We start from the raw sequence: 15,494 nt of genomic DNA on the forward strand, positions 1-15,494 counted from the left end.
GGGCAGTCCGGACGTCTTTCGGTACTCGCCCAACGTTGGCGCCGGTGTATAATGACCGCCACTTCGGGCGTAATCGACAAGGACAAAGGGGACGCAGGTCATGATCCCAAGGTTAGCGCTGCAGCAGCAGACAACCCCCACCTATTATTCATTTCTTGAGGCGCTGGCCGACAGCGGGTTTCGCGGCGACATCGAGCGCAGCTATGCCAGCCGGCTGGCGGTAGCCACCGACAACAGCGTGTATCAGTGCCTGCCTCAGGCGGTGGTGTTTCCCCGTTCATCCCAGGATCTGGTGGTGATGCTGAGCCTGGCCGCGAAAGACGCCTACCGGGACATTCGCTTTTCGCCCCGGGGCGGCGGCACCGGCACCAATGGTCAGTCTCTCAACGACAACATAGTGGTGGACCTGTCCCGGCACATGACCCAGCTGCTGACCCTGGACGCCGACGGCCGCCGGGTGCGCATTCAGACCGGCATGGTCAAGGACAGGCTCAACCAGCTGGTGGCGCCCCACGATCTGTTCTTCTCGCCGGACTTGTCTACCAGCAACCGGGCCACCGTGGGCGGCATGATCAATACCGATGCCTCCGGTCAGGGCTCGCTGGTTTACGGCAAAACCTCGGATCACGTGCTCGGCGTGACCGCCGTGCTGGTGGACGGCACCCTGATTGAAACCGGCCCGGTCTCCGGCGAGGCGCTGAACCAGAAGCTGGAGGAAGACAGCCGGGAAGGGGAGCTGTACCGCTGCGTGTATCACAGCGTGACCGGCAACGCCGGGGAAATTGAGCGGCGCTTTCCCAAACTGAACCGCTTTCTCACCGGTTACGATCTGAAACACGTTTACGACAAGGCCAGCCATACCCTGGATCTGACCCGCATTCTGTGCGGCTCCGAAGGGTCGCTTGCCTTCATTACCGAAGCCTGGCTGGATCTTACCCCCATTCCCAACTACCGCACCCTGGTCAACGTCAAGTACGACAGCTTTGAATCGGCCCTGCGCAATGCGCCGCTGATGGTGGAAGCCAAGGCGCTGTCGGTGGAAACCGTGGACTCCAAAGTGCTCAACCTGGCCCGGCAAGACATCGTCTGGCACTCGGTGAGCGATCTCATTCAGGACGTGCCCGGCAAAGTGATGGATGGTCTCAACATGGTGGAATACGCCGACCAGGACGAGACCGCCCAGCGGGAAAAAGTGGACGCGCTGTGCAAACGGCTCGACGGCCTGATGGAGCGGGGCGAGGCCGGGGTGATCGGCTATCAGGTGTGCGATGACCTGGCGTCCATCAACCGCATCTACGGCATGCGCAAAAAGGCGGTGGGCCTGCTGGGTAATACCCAGGGCCGCAAAAAGCCGGTGGCCTTTGTGGAAGACACCGCCGTGCCCCCGGAGCACCTGGCCGATTACATCATGGAGTTCCGCCAGCTGCTGGACGATCACGGCCTGCAATACGGCATGTTCGGCCATGTGGATGCCGGCGTGCTGCACGTGCGGCCGGCCCTGGACATGGTCGATCCCGAGCAGGAAGTCATGCTGCGGCGCATCTCCGACCAGGTGAATGCGCTCACCGCCAAATACGGCGGCCTGATGTGGGGCGAGCACGGCAAGGGCTTTCGTTCCGAATACAGCCCCACCTTCTTTGGCGAGGTGCTGTTTACCGAGTTGCGCCGCATCAAGTCGGCCTTTGACCCCTTCAACCGGCTGAACCCGGGCAAGATCTGCACGCCGCTGGACAGCCTGGAGCAGCTGGTGTCGGTGGACGCCACCAAACGCGGCTATTTCGACCGGCAGATCCCGGTGCATGTGCGTGACGGCTTTACCCAGGCCATGGACTGCAACGGCAACGGCCTGTGCTTTGACTTCGACGTGCGCTCGCCCATGTGCCCGTCCATGAAGCTCTCCGCCGACCGCCGGCATTCGCCCAAGGGCCGGGCCGGCCTGGTGCGGGAGTGGCTGCGCCAGCTGTCGGCCCAGGGCTTTGATCCCATGGCCGGCGAGGCGGCCGCCATGAGCCGGAGCACCAGCGTCAAGAACATGGTGCTGCGCATCAAGCACACCCTCGACAAGCGCCGGGGCGAATACGACTTCTCCCATGAGGTGAAAGAGGCGATGGACGGCTGCCTGGCATGCAAGGCCTGCTCCAGCCAGTGCCCGATCAAGGTGGACGTGCCCACCTTCCGTGCCCGTTTTCTGCAGCTCTACTACCAGCGCTACCAGCGTCCGCCAAGGGATTATCTGGTGTCCTGGGTGGAAACATATACCCCCTGGATGGCAAAAGCCCCGGGCCTGTTCAACCCCATCATGAACCACAAGTGGCTGCAGGGCGGTACCGCCTCATTGCTTGGCATGGTGGACATGCCGGCGCTGAGCCAGCCCAGCCTGAAAAAGCGCCTGGGCAAGGGCCCGGCGGCCCAGTTCAGCCTGGAACAACTGCAGGCCATGAGCGAGGAAGAGCGCGCCCGGACTCTGCTGGTGGTACAGGATCCCTTTACCTCCTTCTACGACGCCGGCGTGGTGCACGATCTGGTACGCCTGGCCACGGCGCTGGGCTTCAATCCGGTGGTGTTGCCGTTCAAACCCAACGGCAAGCCGGCTCACGTAAAGGGCTTTTTGCGCCGTTTTGCCGGCATGGCTGCCGACAGCGCCCAGTTCCTCAACCGGCTGGCCCGGCTCAATATTCCCATGGTGGGCGTGGATCCGTCTTTGGTGCTCTGTTACCGGGATGAATACGCCAAGGTGCTGGGCCCGGCCCGGGGCGACTTTGAAGTCTTGCTGCCCCAGGAGTGGCTGCTTAAAGTGCTGGAGCACATACCGGCCCGTGAAAGTACGGGCGAGCCCTGGCACCTGTTTGCCCACTGCACCGAGAAAACCGCCAAGCCCACCACCCACCAGGACTGGAGCCGTATCTTCAGTCATCTGGGGGCAAAGCTTAACGCCGTGCCCGTGGGGTGCTGCGGCATGGCCGGCACCTATGGTCACGAGCGGGAGCACGCCGAGGGCTCCCGTACCCTGTTTGCCATGAGCTGGGCCGAGCCCCTGAGCCAGCTGCCCAGAGATCGCTGCCTGGCCACCGGCTTTTCCTGCCGCAGTCAGGTCAAGCGCATCGAGGGAGAGGGCCTTCGCCATCCGGTGCAGGCCTTGCTAAGCTTGTTGGCGTAAACCAACAAGGAGAAACGTATGGGTCTGCTTTGGGGATTGATCATCGGTGGTCTGGCCGGCTGGATAGCCGGCAATCTGACCAGGGGCGGCGGCTTTGGCCTGCTCGGCAATATTGTGGTTGGCCTGGTGGGCGGCTTTCTCGGCGGTGTGCTGTTCCGGCTGCTGGGGCTGGCGGCCACCGGCATTATCGGATCCTTGGTGATGTCGGTAGTCGGCGCCCTGCTGCTGATTTTTATTGTGGGCAAAATCAAAAAAAGATGAGGGATTAGGGATTAGGGATTAGGGATTGGGGATCAGGGATTAGCGATCCCAGTCCCTATTCCCTAATCCCCAGTCCCTGAAGTTAAATATGTGGAAACGTGAATTTACACTGGACAGTTTGAACCAACTGTCGGAGAATACGCTCGCAGCCCAGTTGGGCATGACCTTTTGTGAAGTGGGTCACGATTATCTGCGCGGCACCATGCCGGTAGACTACCGTACTCATCAGCCTCTTGGCATGTTACATGGCGGCGCGAGTGTCGCGTTTGCCGAGACCCTGGGTTCAGTAGCTGCCAATATGTGCGTTGAAGCGGGTTTTTATTGCGTTGGTCAGGGAGTTAACGCAAATCACGTCCGCGCCAAACGAAGCGGCCTGGTAACAGGAACCGCACGTCCCCTCCACTTGGGCGCGACGACACAAGTCTGGCAGATCGACATCCATGACGAGCGCAATCGCCTGGTGTGTACCAGTAGATTGACCATGGCGGTGTTGAGACAAAAACGGCCAGATTAGCCTTGTGTATTCATGTGTGACACCTTGCGTGTGAAGGAAAGCCCTCACTTCAAGTGAGCCGGGCTGTCCTCGGCCTTTTACTGTATCAGTCCGCCGACATTTTATTTTTTCGGAACTGTTAAATGACAAATACCTCTGTAGTACCCGCTTTTGCTGATCTCGGGCTGGCGCCTGCCGTTCTTCAAGCTCTGACCGACGCCGGTTATGAGCAGCCTTCTGCCATTCAGGCCGCCGCCATTCCGACTCTGCTGACCGGGCGCGACGTACTGGGCCTGGCCCAGACCGGTACCGGCAAGACCGCCGCCTTTGCCCTGCCGATGCTGAGCCGCATCAGCGGCGGCAACGCCTACCCCCAGGTGCTGGTGCTGGCCCCGACCCGGGAGCTGGCCATTCAGGTGGCCGAGTCCTTTGAAAACTACGCCAAATATCAGAAAGACATTCGCATCGTCTCCATCTACGGTGGCCAGGCTTACGACAGCCAGATCCGTGCGCTGAAGCGCGGTGTCGACATCGTTGTGGGCACCCCGGGCCGAGTGATGGACCACATGCGCCGCGGTACCCTCAAGCTGGACAGCCTGCAGGCGCTGGTGCTGGACGAAGCCGACGAAATGCTGCGCATGGGCTTTATTGACGACGTGGAATGGATCCTGGAGCACACCCCGGACACCCGTCAGATTGCCCTGTTCTCCGCCACCATGCCGCCGGCCATTCAGCGAGTGGCCCAGAAGTACCTGAAAGATCCTCAGGAAGTGCGCATCGCCAACAAGACCCGTACCAACGCCAGCATTCGCCAGCGTTACTGGTTTGTGCGCGGCATGCCCAAGCAGGAAGCCCTGTGCCGCTTGGTGGAAACCGAGAACATGGACGCCTGCCTGGTGTTTGTGCGCACCCGTAAAGACGCCGAAGAGCTGGCCGAGCTGATGAGCCGGGAAGGCCACGCCTGTGAGGCCCTGCACGGTGATATTCCCCAGAAGCTGCGGGAAAAAGTGGTTGATCGTCTGAAAAATGGCCGCCTGAACGTGCTGGTGGCCACCGACGTGGTTGCCCGTGGTCTGGACGTGGAGCGCATCAGCCACGTGATCAACTACGACATGCCCCATGACAACGAGTCTTACGTGCACCGTATCGGCCGTACCGGCCGTGCCGGCCGCGAAGGCGATGCCATCCTGTTTGTGACCGGCCGTGAAAAGCGCAGCCTGTACAACCTGGAGCGCCACACTCGTCAGCCCATTGAAGAGATGAGCATGCCCAGCGCCGACGACATCAACAAGATCCGTGCCGAGCGCTTCAAGGCCCGCATTCGCACCAGCGTTGAAGCCGACGAAAAGGCCCTGGCGCCCTTCGTGGAAATGGTGAACGAGCTGCAGGCCGATGGTATGGATACCGCCGCCCTGGCCGCCGGCCTGGCCCGTCTGCTGCAAGGCGAGCGCCCGTTGTTTGTGGAAGACAAACCGATGGCGGCCCGTCGTCCGGATGTGCGTGAAAGCCGCGAGCGCTTTGAACGCAGCGACCGCCCCGAGCGCGGCGAGCGCCCGCGTCGTGGTGGCAAGGACGAGGTGTCCGGTGTGACCATGGAAACCTTCCGCGTTGACGTGGGCCGGGTGCACGGCGTCAAGCCGGGCCACCTGGTGGGCGCCATCGCCAACGAGGCGGATCTGGAGTCCCGTTATATCGGCCAGATCCAGATCCATGATGACTTCTCCACCGTGGATCTGCCCGAGGGCATTCCCGCCGAGCTGCAGCAGGTACTGCAAAAGGTACGGGTCTGTCAGCGTCCGCTGAACCTGGCCAAGTACGAAGGTGGTCCGCTGCCCCGTCGCCAGTTCCGTAGCAAGGACGAGCGCGGTGGCGACCGTGGTGGCGAGCGCGGCAAGTTTCGCCCCCGTCGCAACGACAAGCGCCTGAACGGCTAACCGCCGTGTCACGCTGACTAAAAAGCCCGCCGGCAACCCCGGCGGGCTTTTTGTTTTGTCCGCACTGGGGCAATAAACCGCCCATACAAAAAGCCCGGCTCAATGGCCGGGCGGTTGGTGCCGGGGGAGGGGTCAGTGTCGGTAGAGACTCTGGACCAGCTGCTCCAGGGCGTGGTGATCCTCGTCTGCGGTCAGACAAAAACCGCTGACCCCGGCGGCATTGAGTGCTTCGCCCAGACGGGGCAGGGCAGCGGCGTCGCCGCTCAGCCGGCTCACCAGGGGCAGGTGGGTCTGGCTGCTCAGCGCGAGCAGGCGCGTCAGGGGCAGGGCCTGGGTGTCCAGCAGCGCCAGTTGCTGGTTGCCCTGCTGCAGAATGTGCTGGGCCAGGCTCAGGCTTTGCTCGGGCTCGCCGGCCAGCTCCAGCAGCAGCGGTCGGGTGCAGCGGCCGGCGGCATTCACCAGCTCTTCATTGCCGGCGGCATCGGCGCCCAGCAGCAGCAGATCCACCGATTCGGCGGCTCGCTGCACCTGCTCGACACTGCTCACCCGAGTCATGGCGGCCAGATCAAAGCGGGCGGCGGTGGCGCGCAGCTGCTGCAGCCGTGCCAGTCCCTGCTCCATGTTCACGCCGGTAAAGCAGTCCAGTGCCAGCACCTGGCCTCCCTGCTCCTTAATGCTGCGGGCCAGTTCACACCGCCGGGCTTCGCTGGGCCAGGCCGTCAGCTCGGCAATCAGCAGCGGCTCCTCGCCACCCAGGGTGAAGGGACCTACCTGCACCCGGGTGTTGTCCGCCTTGTAATGGCGGCTGTAGCGCACCGGCTCGGCCCGCTCAGCGGGCTGGGCCTGGTTCAGCAGCCGCGGCGGAATGCGGGTGGGTGCCACCTCGGCGCTGGGGTAGCAGCCCAGCACCTTGATAAAGCGGGTAATGCGGCCGAGCTCCTTCATGGCGCTTTGCATGGCGTCGCTGTTGACGTTGGCGGCCACGTCCACGTAGAACATCTCTTCCCAGGGGTTGCCGATAATGGGGCGTGACTCCAGCTTGGTCATGGTGATGCCATGATTGCGCAGCACCAGCAGGGCTTCCACCAGGGCACCGCTCTGCTGACCGGTCGACATGATAAAGCTGGTCTTGGCGGGGATCTGCTCCGCCACCTCGATGGGCTTGCGCGCCACCACGATAAAACGGGTCATGTTCTGCTTCTGGTTGGCCAGGCCTTCCACCAGCGGCTTGAGGCCGTGCAGCTCACCGCCGTCGGTGCTGCCGAGCGCCGCCACGTCGGGCCGCTTGAGCTTGGCCACCTGCTCCATGGCGTTGGAGGACGCGGCGCAGAACTTCAGCTCCAGCTCGCCCAGGCGGCTCAGGTACTGGGAGCACTGCTGGTAGGGCTGGGAGTGAGTGTAGAGGGTTTTGATTTGTTCCACTGTGGTATCGGTGGCCACCAGCAGGCAGTGTTCAATGGGCTGGGTCAGCTCGCCGACGATGGACAGGCTGGTGTGCTGCATCAGATCGAACACATCGTTGATGGAGCCGGAGCTGGTGTTTTCAATGGGCAGAATACCGTACTGGGCCTGGCCCGACTCCACGGTCTCAAAGATCTGCTGAAAGGTCTCGCAGTTGTGCTCCACCAAGGGCGCCTGAAAGCGGGACAGGTATTTGCGTGCCGCCATGTTGGAGTAGGATCCCTTGAGCCCGAGAAAGGCCACGCTGATGGCGGGTACTTGATCCTGGGGATTGAGCAAATCCTGCAGCAGGGCCTGCTGGGACAGCACCGAATCCTCAATAATGGTGTGAAAGATGCGGGTGACAAAATGGGCATCCAGACCGAGCTGGCGGCCCTGATTAACCAGCTCCACCAGCAGCGCCTGCTCCCGCTCCTGATCGCGAATGGGACGCGGGGTTTCCAGTTTGGAGCGGGCCACGTCCAGGCTCAGGGCCTTACGCTGGGCCAGCAGGCCGAGCAGCTCCTGGTCCAGGCGGGTGATCTTGCTTCTTATCTCGTCCAGGTTCATGAATAGGGCTTCCTTCCTCGCCAGACTGCGCGTAAATAAAAAAAGCCTCCCGGTGGGAGGCTTGGCTGTTCGTCTTTCGCTTGTTTCTCGTAAGACCTTGCCTCCCGGGTCAGGATGCAAAAAAGAAGCGAAAGAAAAACAGGTGCACGGACATACTTCAGGACTCTTGATTAACGCAACCCATAGAAATACTGAAAAGCGGCGGAGCTGGCAAGCCTTTTCCCGGTTTTTTGTCCCATTGATACCAAAAAGCGGCGAAACCGCCGCTTTTAAGCCATGAGGAGGGCAGGGGGGATTACTCTTCTTCTTCCACCGCCGGCTGAACGGCCTGGGTGCGCTGGGCCAGGGGCTTTTCTGCGTAGCGGGTCAGCTGACGCTCTAGCTTGTGGCCCAGCTCATTGATGGCGGCATACAGGTTTTCATCTTCAGCCTGGGCAAACAAGGTCTCACCGGGCAGGCCGGCACTGGCTTCCACCTGGTAGTTCAGGCCTTCCTTCTGGATCACCACATGGGGGTTAATGAGCGCAATCTGGCGCCGGTCGAGCTTCTCGAAGCGACTTTCAATCCGTTCACGAATGGCGGGAGTGATGTCGATAACATGGCTGGTAATGGCAACGGACATAAAAGACCCCCTGGTTACTGTCTGATTTTCTGCGTCTGATTGACGGTTTCAGATTACCCCCTTTGCAAATTCCTGTCGTGAGCTGGATCAAGTAACGATGGCAAGGGCAGGAGGAAGGCGATAATTGTGATCACGGCTGAATTTCGGTGCTTAACGACTCCACTTGTCCTGTACATCAAAAGAATTTTCCGTCTGCCATTGGCAGCCCTGTCGCCATTTCTTACGATAGCCTTAATTATATCGTTGCGGGAGAGATCAGCGTGTTCAAACGGCTAGGGGTGGGAGTGTTGTTACTGAGTCTGGGGCTGGCGGCCCAGGCATCGCCGCAGCGGGAGCAGTACCGCCAGGCAGAGCAGGCCCTGGCCCAGGGCAAAACCGGTGAATACCGCCAGTTGCGGCAAGGGCTCGACGGCTATCCGCTGGTTCCCTATCTGGACTACCGCTACCTGGCCGACCGGCTGAAAGACATCGGTACCGGCGATGTCCGTGGCTTTATGTCCCGTTATTCCGACTCCCTGCTGGCCGACCGGCTGGAGCGACAGTACCTGTTTCGCCTGGCCCGGGAGCAGCGCTGGCAGGAGTTTCTCGCCCTTTACCCCGAGCTGCCCAACAGCATTGAGCTGCAATGCGCCCATTACCGGGCCAAATGGGCCACCGGCGACCTGGCCGAAGCGATGAAAGGCGCCGAGCGGCTGTGGCGTTATGGCGGCTCCCGGCCCGATGCTTGCGATCCCCTGTTTGATACCTGGAAGGCGCGGGGCGGCCTGAACGATGAGCAGGTATGGCAGCGTATGCTGCTGGCCTACGAGTCCGGCCAGAGCAGCCTGCTCACGTATCTGTCCGGTTTGCTGGGCGGCTCCGCCCGGGCCAGTGGCGAGCTGCTGCTGGCCCTGGATCGCAATCCCGCCCTGCTCGCCGACAGCGAGCGCTTCGGCTCCTCCAACCCCCGCCATCAGGCGGCCATGGCGGTAGCGCTGGCGCGGCTGGCGGACCGGGATCCGGGCCTTGCCATGACCCTTTATCCGCGCTACCAGCGTGCCCCCGGGCTGACCTCACTGCAGGTGGCCGAGGTGGAGCGCAGCCTGGCCCGGCGGCTGATGTACAACCGCACTCACGAATACCGCAGCTGGCTCGACCAGCGTCTGCCCGAGATCGGCAGCGACGCCCTGTTCGAGCTGCGGGCCCGGCTGGCCATCTGGGAGCAGGACTGGCGTCATCTGGTGGACTGGATAGACCGGCTGCCGGCGGATGAACAAAACAGCAGCCGCTGGCAATACTGGCGGGGCCGGGCACTGGCCAGCCAGGGCAAGGCGAAGGAGGCGGATGCGGCCTGGGCCAAGGCCGCATCCGAGCGGGATTATTACGGCTTTCTGGCGGCCCAGCGCAGTCAGCGACCCTATGCACTCAACCGGGCTGCACCGCCCGCAGCGCCCGACTGGCAGCAGGCGGTCGAGCGCTGGCCGGCGCTGGCCCGGGTAGCGGAATGGCTGGCGCTGGGCAACAAGGCGGCGGCCCGCAGCGAGTGGTATCACCTGCTGGGCCGGGTGAGTGAAGCCGATCAGCTGGCCCTGGGCGCCCTGGCCTTGAAGCGGGGCTGGCATGACAAGTCGATCCTGGCCAGCATTCAAGCCCGGGCCTGGGATCAGCTGGAGCTGCGTTTTCCCGTGGTGTATCGGGATGTGTTTCGTGGCCAGGCCAACAAACTGGATCTGAACGAATCCACACTGTTTGCCATCGCCCGTCAGGAGAGCGCGTTTTACGAGCAGGCCCGCTCGCCGGTGGGCGCCGCTGGCCTGATGCAGCTGATGCCGGCCACCGCCCGGGAAACCGCGCGCAAGCATAGCATCAGCGATTATCGCAGGGCCACCGACGTATACCGCCCGGAGGTCAATGTGCAGCTGGGATCCAGTTACTTCAAGGAGCTGCTACAGCGTTACCAGGGCAACCGTATTCCGGCCATTGCCGCCTACAATGCCGGTCCTGGCCGTATCAACCGCTGGCTGGAACAAAGCGCCAGCCGCCCACTGGACGTGTGGGTGGAAAACATTCCCTATCGTGAAACTCGGGGCTATGTGCAGAACGTGCTGGCATATTCGGTGATTTACCAGGATATGCTGGGTCAGGAAAAGACCTTCATCACCTCTCGGGAGCTGGACTATGTCTACTGAGCGCAGCCTGGCCATACTCGGGCTGGGCTGGCTGGGCGAGCCGCTCGGGCATACCCTGCTTGAGCAGGGCTGGCGCGTAAGCGGGACCAGCCGTGATGCCGGCAAGGCGGCCCGGCTGACCGCAGCCGGCATCCACACCCAGGTGTGGGATTTCGACGCGCCCTTGCCCCTGCACTGGCCCGAACGGCTGCGTGCCCACACCCTGTTGCTGTGTGTGCCGCCGGGTAAGCTGATCGATTACCCGGACATCCTGGGCCGGCTGGCCCGGCTGGCGGTAGCCGGGGGCGTTCAGCGGGTGATCTTTACCAGTGCTACCTCGGTTTACGCCGGGGTGGGAGTCAAGACCGAGGCGGATGCGGCGCCCGATGGCCCCCGGGGAGCGCGCATGCTGGCGGCCGAACGGGCGGTGCAGGCTTGCGGCGCCGGGCGGGTGCTGATATTGCGGCTGTCGGGGCTGGTGGGCGGCAACCGGGAGCCGGGCCGGTTTCTTTCGGGAAAACGCTTTGATGGCGGCGATGAGCCGGTCAATCTGGTGGCGCTGGAGGATCTGCTGCGTATGATCCCCGCCATCCTTGGGCGCAACGACTGGCCCGCCGTGCTGAACATCAGCGCCCCCCATCACCCCAGTCGGTGCGATTTTTACAGTGAGGCGGCCCGGCTGCAGGGGCTGCCTCCGCCGGAATTTGGCGGTGGCGGCGCGGGCAAAATCATCGACGGCAGTGCCTTGTGTCGCTGGCTGAACATGGATTACGCAGTCACTGACTGGTTCGACTGGCTGGCGGCCCGCCGGCCTGAGCGGTGATTGCGGGGGCAAACAAGGCGGACTATGATGCCCGCTTTCAGTTCGACACAAGAGTATGAAACATGAGCGAATCACAAAATCCCCGGGGTGATCTGCTGCTGCGCACCATGGCCATGCCGGCCGATACCAATGCCAATGGCGATATTTTCGGCGGCTGGATCATGTCGCAGATGGATCTGGGCGGCAGCCTGCTAGCCAATGAAATCGCCCTTGGCCGGGTGTGTACCGTGGCGGTGGATAAAATGGTGTTCGCCCGTCCGGTGCAGGTGGGGGATGTCATTTGCTGCTACGGCGAGCTGGTCAGGGTGGGCCGAAGCTCCATTACCATCAAGGTGGAAGTCTGGGTCAAGCCGGTACTAACGCCGGAAAGCGGGCCGCGCTACCCGGTGGCTGGTGCCGAGTTTGTGTACGTGGCCATCGACGCCAATGGCCGCCCCCGGGCGGTGGCCGGGCGCGATAAGGCAACGGGGCAATAAAAAACAAAAATAAAAAACAAAAAGGGAGCCGAAAAGGCTCCCTTTTGCATGGAACGTTCACGACATCAGCCGGAATTGGCGGCCACGATCAGCTGCTGACCGGCGCGCAGCATGTGCTGGTTGCTAAGCCGGTTCCAGCGCAGCAGATCGGCGATGCTGACGCTGAAACGGCTGGCGATCACCGACAGCGAATCGCCGGCCTGCACCTGGTAGGTGCTGCTTTCCGTGCTGGTATGGGCCGGTGCCGGTGCGGCGGAAGCGGGCACCAGCAGGGTCTGACCAATGCGAATGGTGTTGCCGCTCAGGTTGTTGGCCTGCCTCAGGGCGGTAATATGAGTGCCGTAACGGCGGGCGATCACGCCCAGGCTGTCGCCGCCCTTGACCCGGTAGCGCTGGTACTGTTGGCGCTCTGCCGCAGGCAGGTCTGCCATGGCCAGTTCAAAGCTTTCGGCGTGACGCACCGGCACCAGGATCTGGGTATCGATCTGCGGCGAGGTGGTGGTGTGCTTGAACGCCGGGTTCAGCTCCTTGAGCTGACTGCGGCTGACCCCGGCCAGATCGGCGGCCATGTTCAGATCCACCTGACCTTCCACCGCCACCGCCGTCACCTGGGGGCGGTTCGGCAGCGCGGGCACGTCCATGCCGTAATGATCGGGCTGCTTGAGAATGTCGGCCAGGGCCATCAGTTTGGGCACATAGTTCTGGGTTTCCTTGGGCAGCGACAATGACCAGTAGTCGGTCGGCTTGCCGTGGCGACGGTTGGCGCGAATGGCGCGCTGCACCCGGCCTTCCCCCGAGTTGTAGGCGGCCAGAGCGTGAGTCCAGTTGCCATCAAAGAACTTGTGCAGGTACTCCAGGTAGTCGAGGGCTGCCCGGGTCGAGGCCATGATGTCGTAACGGCCGTCGTACCAGCTGTCGTAATGCAGGCCAAAGTTCTTGCCGGTGCTCTGCAGCATCTGCCACAGGCCGGCGGCATGGCCGTGGGAATAGGCCTTGGGATCAAAGGTACTCTCTACCACCGGCAGCAGGGCCAGCTCCATCGGCATGTCCCGCTTTTCTATCTCTTCCTTGATGAGATAGAGAAACGGTCTGGCCCGTTCGGAGACGGCCTGCATATAGCCCGGCTGTTTCAGGTACCACTTGCGCTGGGCCACCACCCGAGGGTGGTCGGCAGGAATATCCAGCGTCATGTCGTCGGCGATGGCCTGCCACAGATCCTGCTGGCGGGCTTCGCCCCGGTGCGCTTGCGGGCCTTCATCGGAAGAATGACGGCTGTCGCGACCGGCAGCCTTGAGCGCGGTGTAGTTGCCTGATTTGGGGTACAGCGGCCGGCTGTTTTGCTCTTCGGTGCGGTTCTGGTGACCATGGGTCTGGCGCGCCGAATCGGTCGATACCGCCTGGCAGCCAGCCAGGAGCAAGGCACCGGATAAAATGCAAAGTCTTATCATCGTGTCTGCTTCTCAAAAAAACGGCGGCCAGTGTATGCTTTGTGAGCAACTTAATCAAGTTCGTTAAAAATGGTCCTTCCAGCGCCGAAGTGCAGCGAACACCTCGTGCTCTTCATTTAACTCCCTCATTGCCTGCTGCTCGGCGGCGGCCCGGACGGCCGGCTCGGCGGTTCTCAGAAAGACGTTGACGGCCTTTTCACGGCCCAGGGTGGAGGGCAGGGTGGGTACGTCTTGCTGGCGCAATTTGGCCACCTCCTTCATGTAATTCAGCAGCGCCGGGTTGTCGGGCTCCACCGCATGGCAAAAGGCCAGATTGGATTGGGTGTATTCGTGGGCGCAATACACTTGAGTGTCGTCGGGCAGGGCGGCCAGCCGGGCAAGCGACTGGTGCATCTGCTCGGGGGTGCCTTCAAACAGCCGGCCGCAGCCGCCTGAAAACAGGGTGTCGCCGCAAAACAGCAGGCGATTGCCGTAATAGGCGATGTGACCGCGGGTGTGGCCTGGCACGGACAGAACGCGCAGCTCCAGGCCCAGCGCCGGCAGCGCCACCGGATCGCCGTCGTGCAGGGCAATGGCGCCGGGGGCGGGCAGCCGCTCGTCGGCCGGTGCGTAGAGGGCGGCATCGGGCCAGTCGGCCAGCAGCGCCGGCACGCCGCCGGTGTGATCCTGATGATGATGGGTAATCAGGATGGCCACCAGCTCAAGGCCGCGCTCGGCAAGCAGGGCCTGGACCGGGGCGGCGTCGCCCGGATCGACCACGGCGGCCTGGCGGCCATTGCCAATCAGCCAGATATAGTTATCGTTAAAGGCACGAATCGAAATCACGTTCATCGTTGAGTGCATCCTTGGCATGAGCAGAATGCCAAAGCTTACCAGAGGGATCATGAACACAGCCAGCAAGATGCCGCCGCCAGCGCCCGAGCGCTGGGACTGTCTGCCCAGGGGCAACCATATTGCCGCGCAGTTGCAGCAGCGCCTGGACGCCTGGGCACCGGGCCTGTTCGGCTTTACTCTGCTCAAGGTGGACGCCCTGAGTGCGGCGTTGTCCCTGGATGGCAGCCGGTTGCGCCAGGGCGTGGTCATGGCCCAGCGGGAGCAGGAAGGCATGGACCTGCTCGGCGATGCCACCGCCATGCCCTTCGCGCCGGGCAGCCTCGACGCCTGCCTGTTGGCCCATGTGCTCGATTACAGCGAGCACCCTCACGCCATTTTGCGGGAAACCGAAGCTGTGCTGCGGGATGACGGCTGGCTGGTGCTGACTGGCTTTAACCCCTACGGCAGCGCCGGCTGGGCCAGTTTGCTGCCGGGCTGGCGCACGGGCTTGCCCGGCTGGCGCCGCATGCTGGCACCGGCCCGGGTGGAAGACTGGCTGAAACTGCTGGGATTTGAAGTGATTGAGCGGGATTACATCGGTTTTACCAACCTGATGCCCTGGCTGGATCGCTGGCAGCGCCAGCGCTGCCCTCATTTTTGTCCGTCACCGGCGGCGGTCTATATCATGCTGGCGCGCAAGCGGCGCTTTCCGCTGACACCGGTGCGCGAGCGCCAGCGGGTGACGGCCCCGGCGGCCCGGCCGGAAATGGCCCGTCAGCGGGAGTAGCCCTCATCTTCCTGAACGGCGTGGTGCATGGCCGCTTCCCGGGCCAGATCGTCGCAGCGCTCGTTCTCCGGGTGGCCGGTATGGCCACGAACCCAGTGCCACTGCACGGTGTGGCGCTGACAGAGATCGTCCAGCTGTTGCCACAAATCGGCGTTTTTCACCGCCGTTTTGGCGGCGGTGCGCCAGTTGTTGCGTTTCCAGCCCTTGATCCACTGGGTAATGCCCTGGCGTACGTACTGGCTGTCGGTGGTCAGCTCTACCGCGCAGTCGTGGCTGAGGATTTCCAGCCCCTTGATGGCGGCCATCAGCTCCATGCGGTTGTTGGTGGTCAGCCGGTAGCCGCCGCTGAGCTCCTTGCGATGCTGCTTGTAGATAAGCACGGCGCCGTAGCCACCGGGGCCCGGGTTGCCGAGGCAGGAGCCGTCGGTAAATAGCTGAACCTGTTTCATGGTGTTGCCTGTTGGGTGAATGCGGTGAAGGGGCGCAGTCTGCCACAGGAAAAGGGGCAGGAGCCAGCCCGACA

At 62.7% G+C, this 15,494-nt stretch carries 12 protein-coding genes, 1 pseudogene and 1 other annotated feature; of the genes and pseudogenes, 8 read left to right on the top strand and 5 right to left on the bottom strand.

From position 1 onward, the window contains the following. The first annotated feature begins 100 nt into the window (after positions 1-100). From GU3_RS06985 to GU3_RS07000, 4 genes are all read left to right on the top strand, one after another. On the top strand, positions 101-3,157 hold the full coding sequence (locus tag GU3_RS06985; RefSeq protein WP_014291823.1) for an FAD-binding and (Fe-S)-binding domain-containing protein: 3,057 nt from the start codon (positions 101-103) through the stop codon (positions 3,155-3,157). 18 nt (positions 3,158-3,175) lie between these two features. Next, on the top strand, positions 3,176-3,418 hold the full coding sequence (locus GU3_RS06990; RefSeq protein WP_014291824.1) for a GlsB/YeaQ/YmgE family stress response membrane protein: 243 nt from the start codon (positions 3,176-3,178) through the stop codon (positions 3,416-3,418). Between the two features lie 88 nt (positions 3,419-3,506). Beyond that, complete coding sequence (locus tag GU3_RS06995; protein ID WP_014291825.1) at positions 3,507-3,932, top strand: hotdog fold thioesterase; 426 nt, start codon at positions 3,507-3,509, stop codon at positions 3,930-3,932. A gap of 122 nt (positions 3,933-4,054) precedes the next feature. Further along, a complete protein-coding gene (locus GU3_RS07000; protein WP_014291826.1) occupies positions 4,055-5,845 on the top strand; it encodes a DEAD/DEAH box helicase in 1,791 nt (596 codons plus the stop codon). Between the two features lie 849 nt (positions 5,846-6,694). Here GU3_RS07000 and pheA read toward each other — a convergent pair. Both pheA and hpf read right to left on the bottom strand, forming a co-directional pair. Then, positions 6,695-7,855: pseudogene (gene pheA / locus GU3_RS17315) on the bottom strand (bifunctional chorismate mutase/prephenate dehydratase); the annotation flags it as partial. A 35-nt stretch (positions 7,856-7,890) separates the two neighbouring features. Continuing rightward, positions 7,891-8,010 (bottom strand) — a sequence feature (Phe leader region). A gap of 140 nt (positions 8,011-8,150) precedes the next feature. Beyond that, on the bottom strand, positions 8,151-8,477 hold the full coding sequence (gene hpf / locus GU3_RS07010; RefSeq protein ID WP_014291828.1) for a ribosome hibernation-promoting factor, HPF/YfiA family: 327 nt from the start codon (positions 8,475-8,477) through the stop codon (positions 8,151-8,153). 260 nt (positions 8,478-8,737) lie between these two features. Between hpf and GU3_RS07015 the strand changes: the two genes are divergently transcribed. From GU3_RS07015 to yciA, 3 genes are all read left to right on the top strand, one after another. Then, complete coding sequence (locus GU3_RS07015) at positions 8,738-10,645, top strand: transglycosylase SLT domain-containing protein (protein ID WP_041543007.1); 1,908 nt, start codon at positions 8,738-8,740, stop codon at positions 10,643-10,645. Beyond that, complete coding sequence (locus GU3_RS07020) at positions 10,635-11,447, top strand: NAD dependent epimerase/dehydratase (protein WP_014291830.1); 813 nt, start codon at positions 10,635-10,637, stop codon at positions 11,445-11,447. The genes GU3_RS07015 and GU3_RS07020 overlap by 11 nt, the downstream gene beginning before the upstream one ends. 62 nt (positions 11,448-11,509) lie before the next feature. After that, the gene (gene yciA, locus GU3_RS07025) at positions 11,510-11,923 is read left to right on the top strand and encodes an acyl-CoA thioester hydrolase YciA (RefSeq protein WP_014291831.1); all 414 of its coding nucleotides are present in this window, start codon (positions 11,510-11,512) and stop codon (positions 11,921-11,923) included. A gap of 65 nt (positions 11,924-11,988) precedes the next feature. Here yciA and GU3_RS07030 read toward each other — a convergent pair whose 3' ends face one another. Further along, positions 11,989-13,371, bottom strand: coding sequence for a LysM peptidoglycan-binding domain-containing protein (locus GU3_RS07030; RefSeq protein WP_014291832.1), 1,383 nt, complete (start codon positions 13,369-13,371; stop codon positions 11,989-11,991). 63 nt (positions 13,372-13,434) lie between these two features. Further along, complete coding sequence (gloB, locus tag GU3_RS07035) at positions 13,435-14,202, bottom strand: hydroxyacylglutathione hydrolase (RefSeq protein ID WP_014291833.1); 768 nt, start codon at positions 14,200-14,202, stop codon at positions 13,435-13,437. A 52-nt stretch (positions 14,203-14,254) separates the two neighbouring features. Between gloB and GU3_RS07040 the strand changes: the two genes are divergently transcribed. Continuing rightward, entirely contained in the window at positions 14,255-14,971 is a 717-nt protein-coding gene (locus tag GU3_RS07040) for a class I SAM-dependent methyltransferase (RefSeq protein WP_014291834.1), read from the top strand. Here the strand turns inward: GU3_RS07040 and rnhA are convergent. Continuing rightward, positions 14,959-15,420, bottom strand: coding sequence for a ribonuclease HI (gene rnhA / locus GU3_RS07045; RefSeq protein WP_014291835.1), 462 nt, complete (start codon positions 15,418-15,420; stop codon positions 14,959-14,961). The two genes, GU3_RS07040 and rnhA, sit on opposite strands and share 13 nt — an antisense overlap. Positions 15,421-15,494 lie beyond the last annotated feature (74 nt).

The organism is Oceanimonas sp. GK1 (genome assembly GCF_000243075.1).
Taxonomy (GTDB): Bacteria; Pseudomonadota; Gammaproteobacteria; order Enterobacterales; family Aeromonadaceae; genus Oceanimonas.

What these genes read in the sequence shown, in the direction of transcription:
- rnhA (WP_014291835.1), bottom strand. Translation starts at nt 15,420, where the DNA reads ATGAAACAGGTTCAGCTATTTACCGACGGCTCCTGCCTCGGCAACCCG.
- GU3_RS07000 (WP_014291826.1), top strand. Translation starts at nt 4,055, where the DNA reads ATGACAAATACCTCTGTAGTACCCGCTTTTGCTGATCTCGGGCTGGCG.
- GU3_RS06995 (WP_014291825.1), top strand. Translation starts at nt 3,507, where the DNA reads ATGTGGAAACGTGAATTTACACTGGACAGTTTGAACCAACTGTCGGAG.
- GU3_RS07020 (WP_014291830.1), top strand. Translation starts at nt 10,635, where the DNA reads ATGTCTACTGAGCGCAGCCTGGCCATACTCGGGCTGGGCTGGCTGGGC.
- GU3_RS07040 (WP_014291834.1), top strand. Translation starts at nt 14,255, where the DNA reads ATGAACACAGCCAGCAAGATGCCGCCGCCAGCGCCCGAGCGCTGGGAC.
- yciA (WP_014291831.1), top strand. Translation starts at nt 11,510, where the DNA reads ATGAGCGAATCACAAAATCCCCGGGGTGATCTGCTGCTGCGCACCATG.
- GU3_RS07030 (WP_014291832.1), bottom strand. Translation starts at nt 13,371, where the DNA reads ATGATAAGACTTTGCATTTTATCCGGTGCCTTGCTCCTGGCTGGCTGC.
- gloB (WP_014291833.1), bottom strand. Translation starts at nt 14,202, where the DNA reads ATGAACGTGATTTCGATTCGTGCCTTTAACGATAACTATATCTGGCTG.
- hpf (WP_014291828.1), bottom strand. Translation starts at nt 8,477, where the DNA reads ATGTCCGTTGCCATTACCAGCCATGTTATCGACATCACTCCCGCCATT.
- GU3_RS06985 (WP_014291823.1), top strand. Translation starts at nt 101, where the DNA reads ATGATCCCAAGGTTAGCGCTGCAGCAGCAGACAACCCCCACCTATTAT.
- GU3_RS06990 (WP_014291824.1), top strand. Translation starts at nt 3,176, where the DNA reads ATGGGTCTGCTTTGGGGATTGATCATCGGTGGTCTGGCCGGCTGGATA.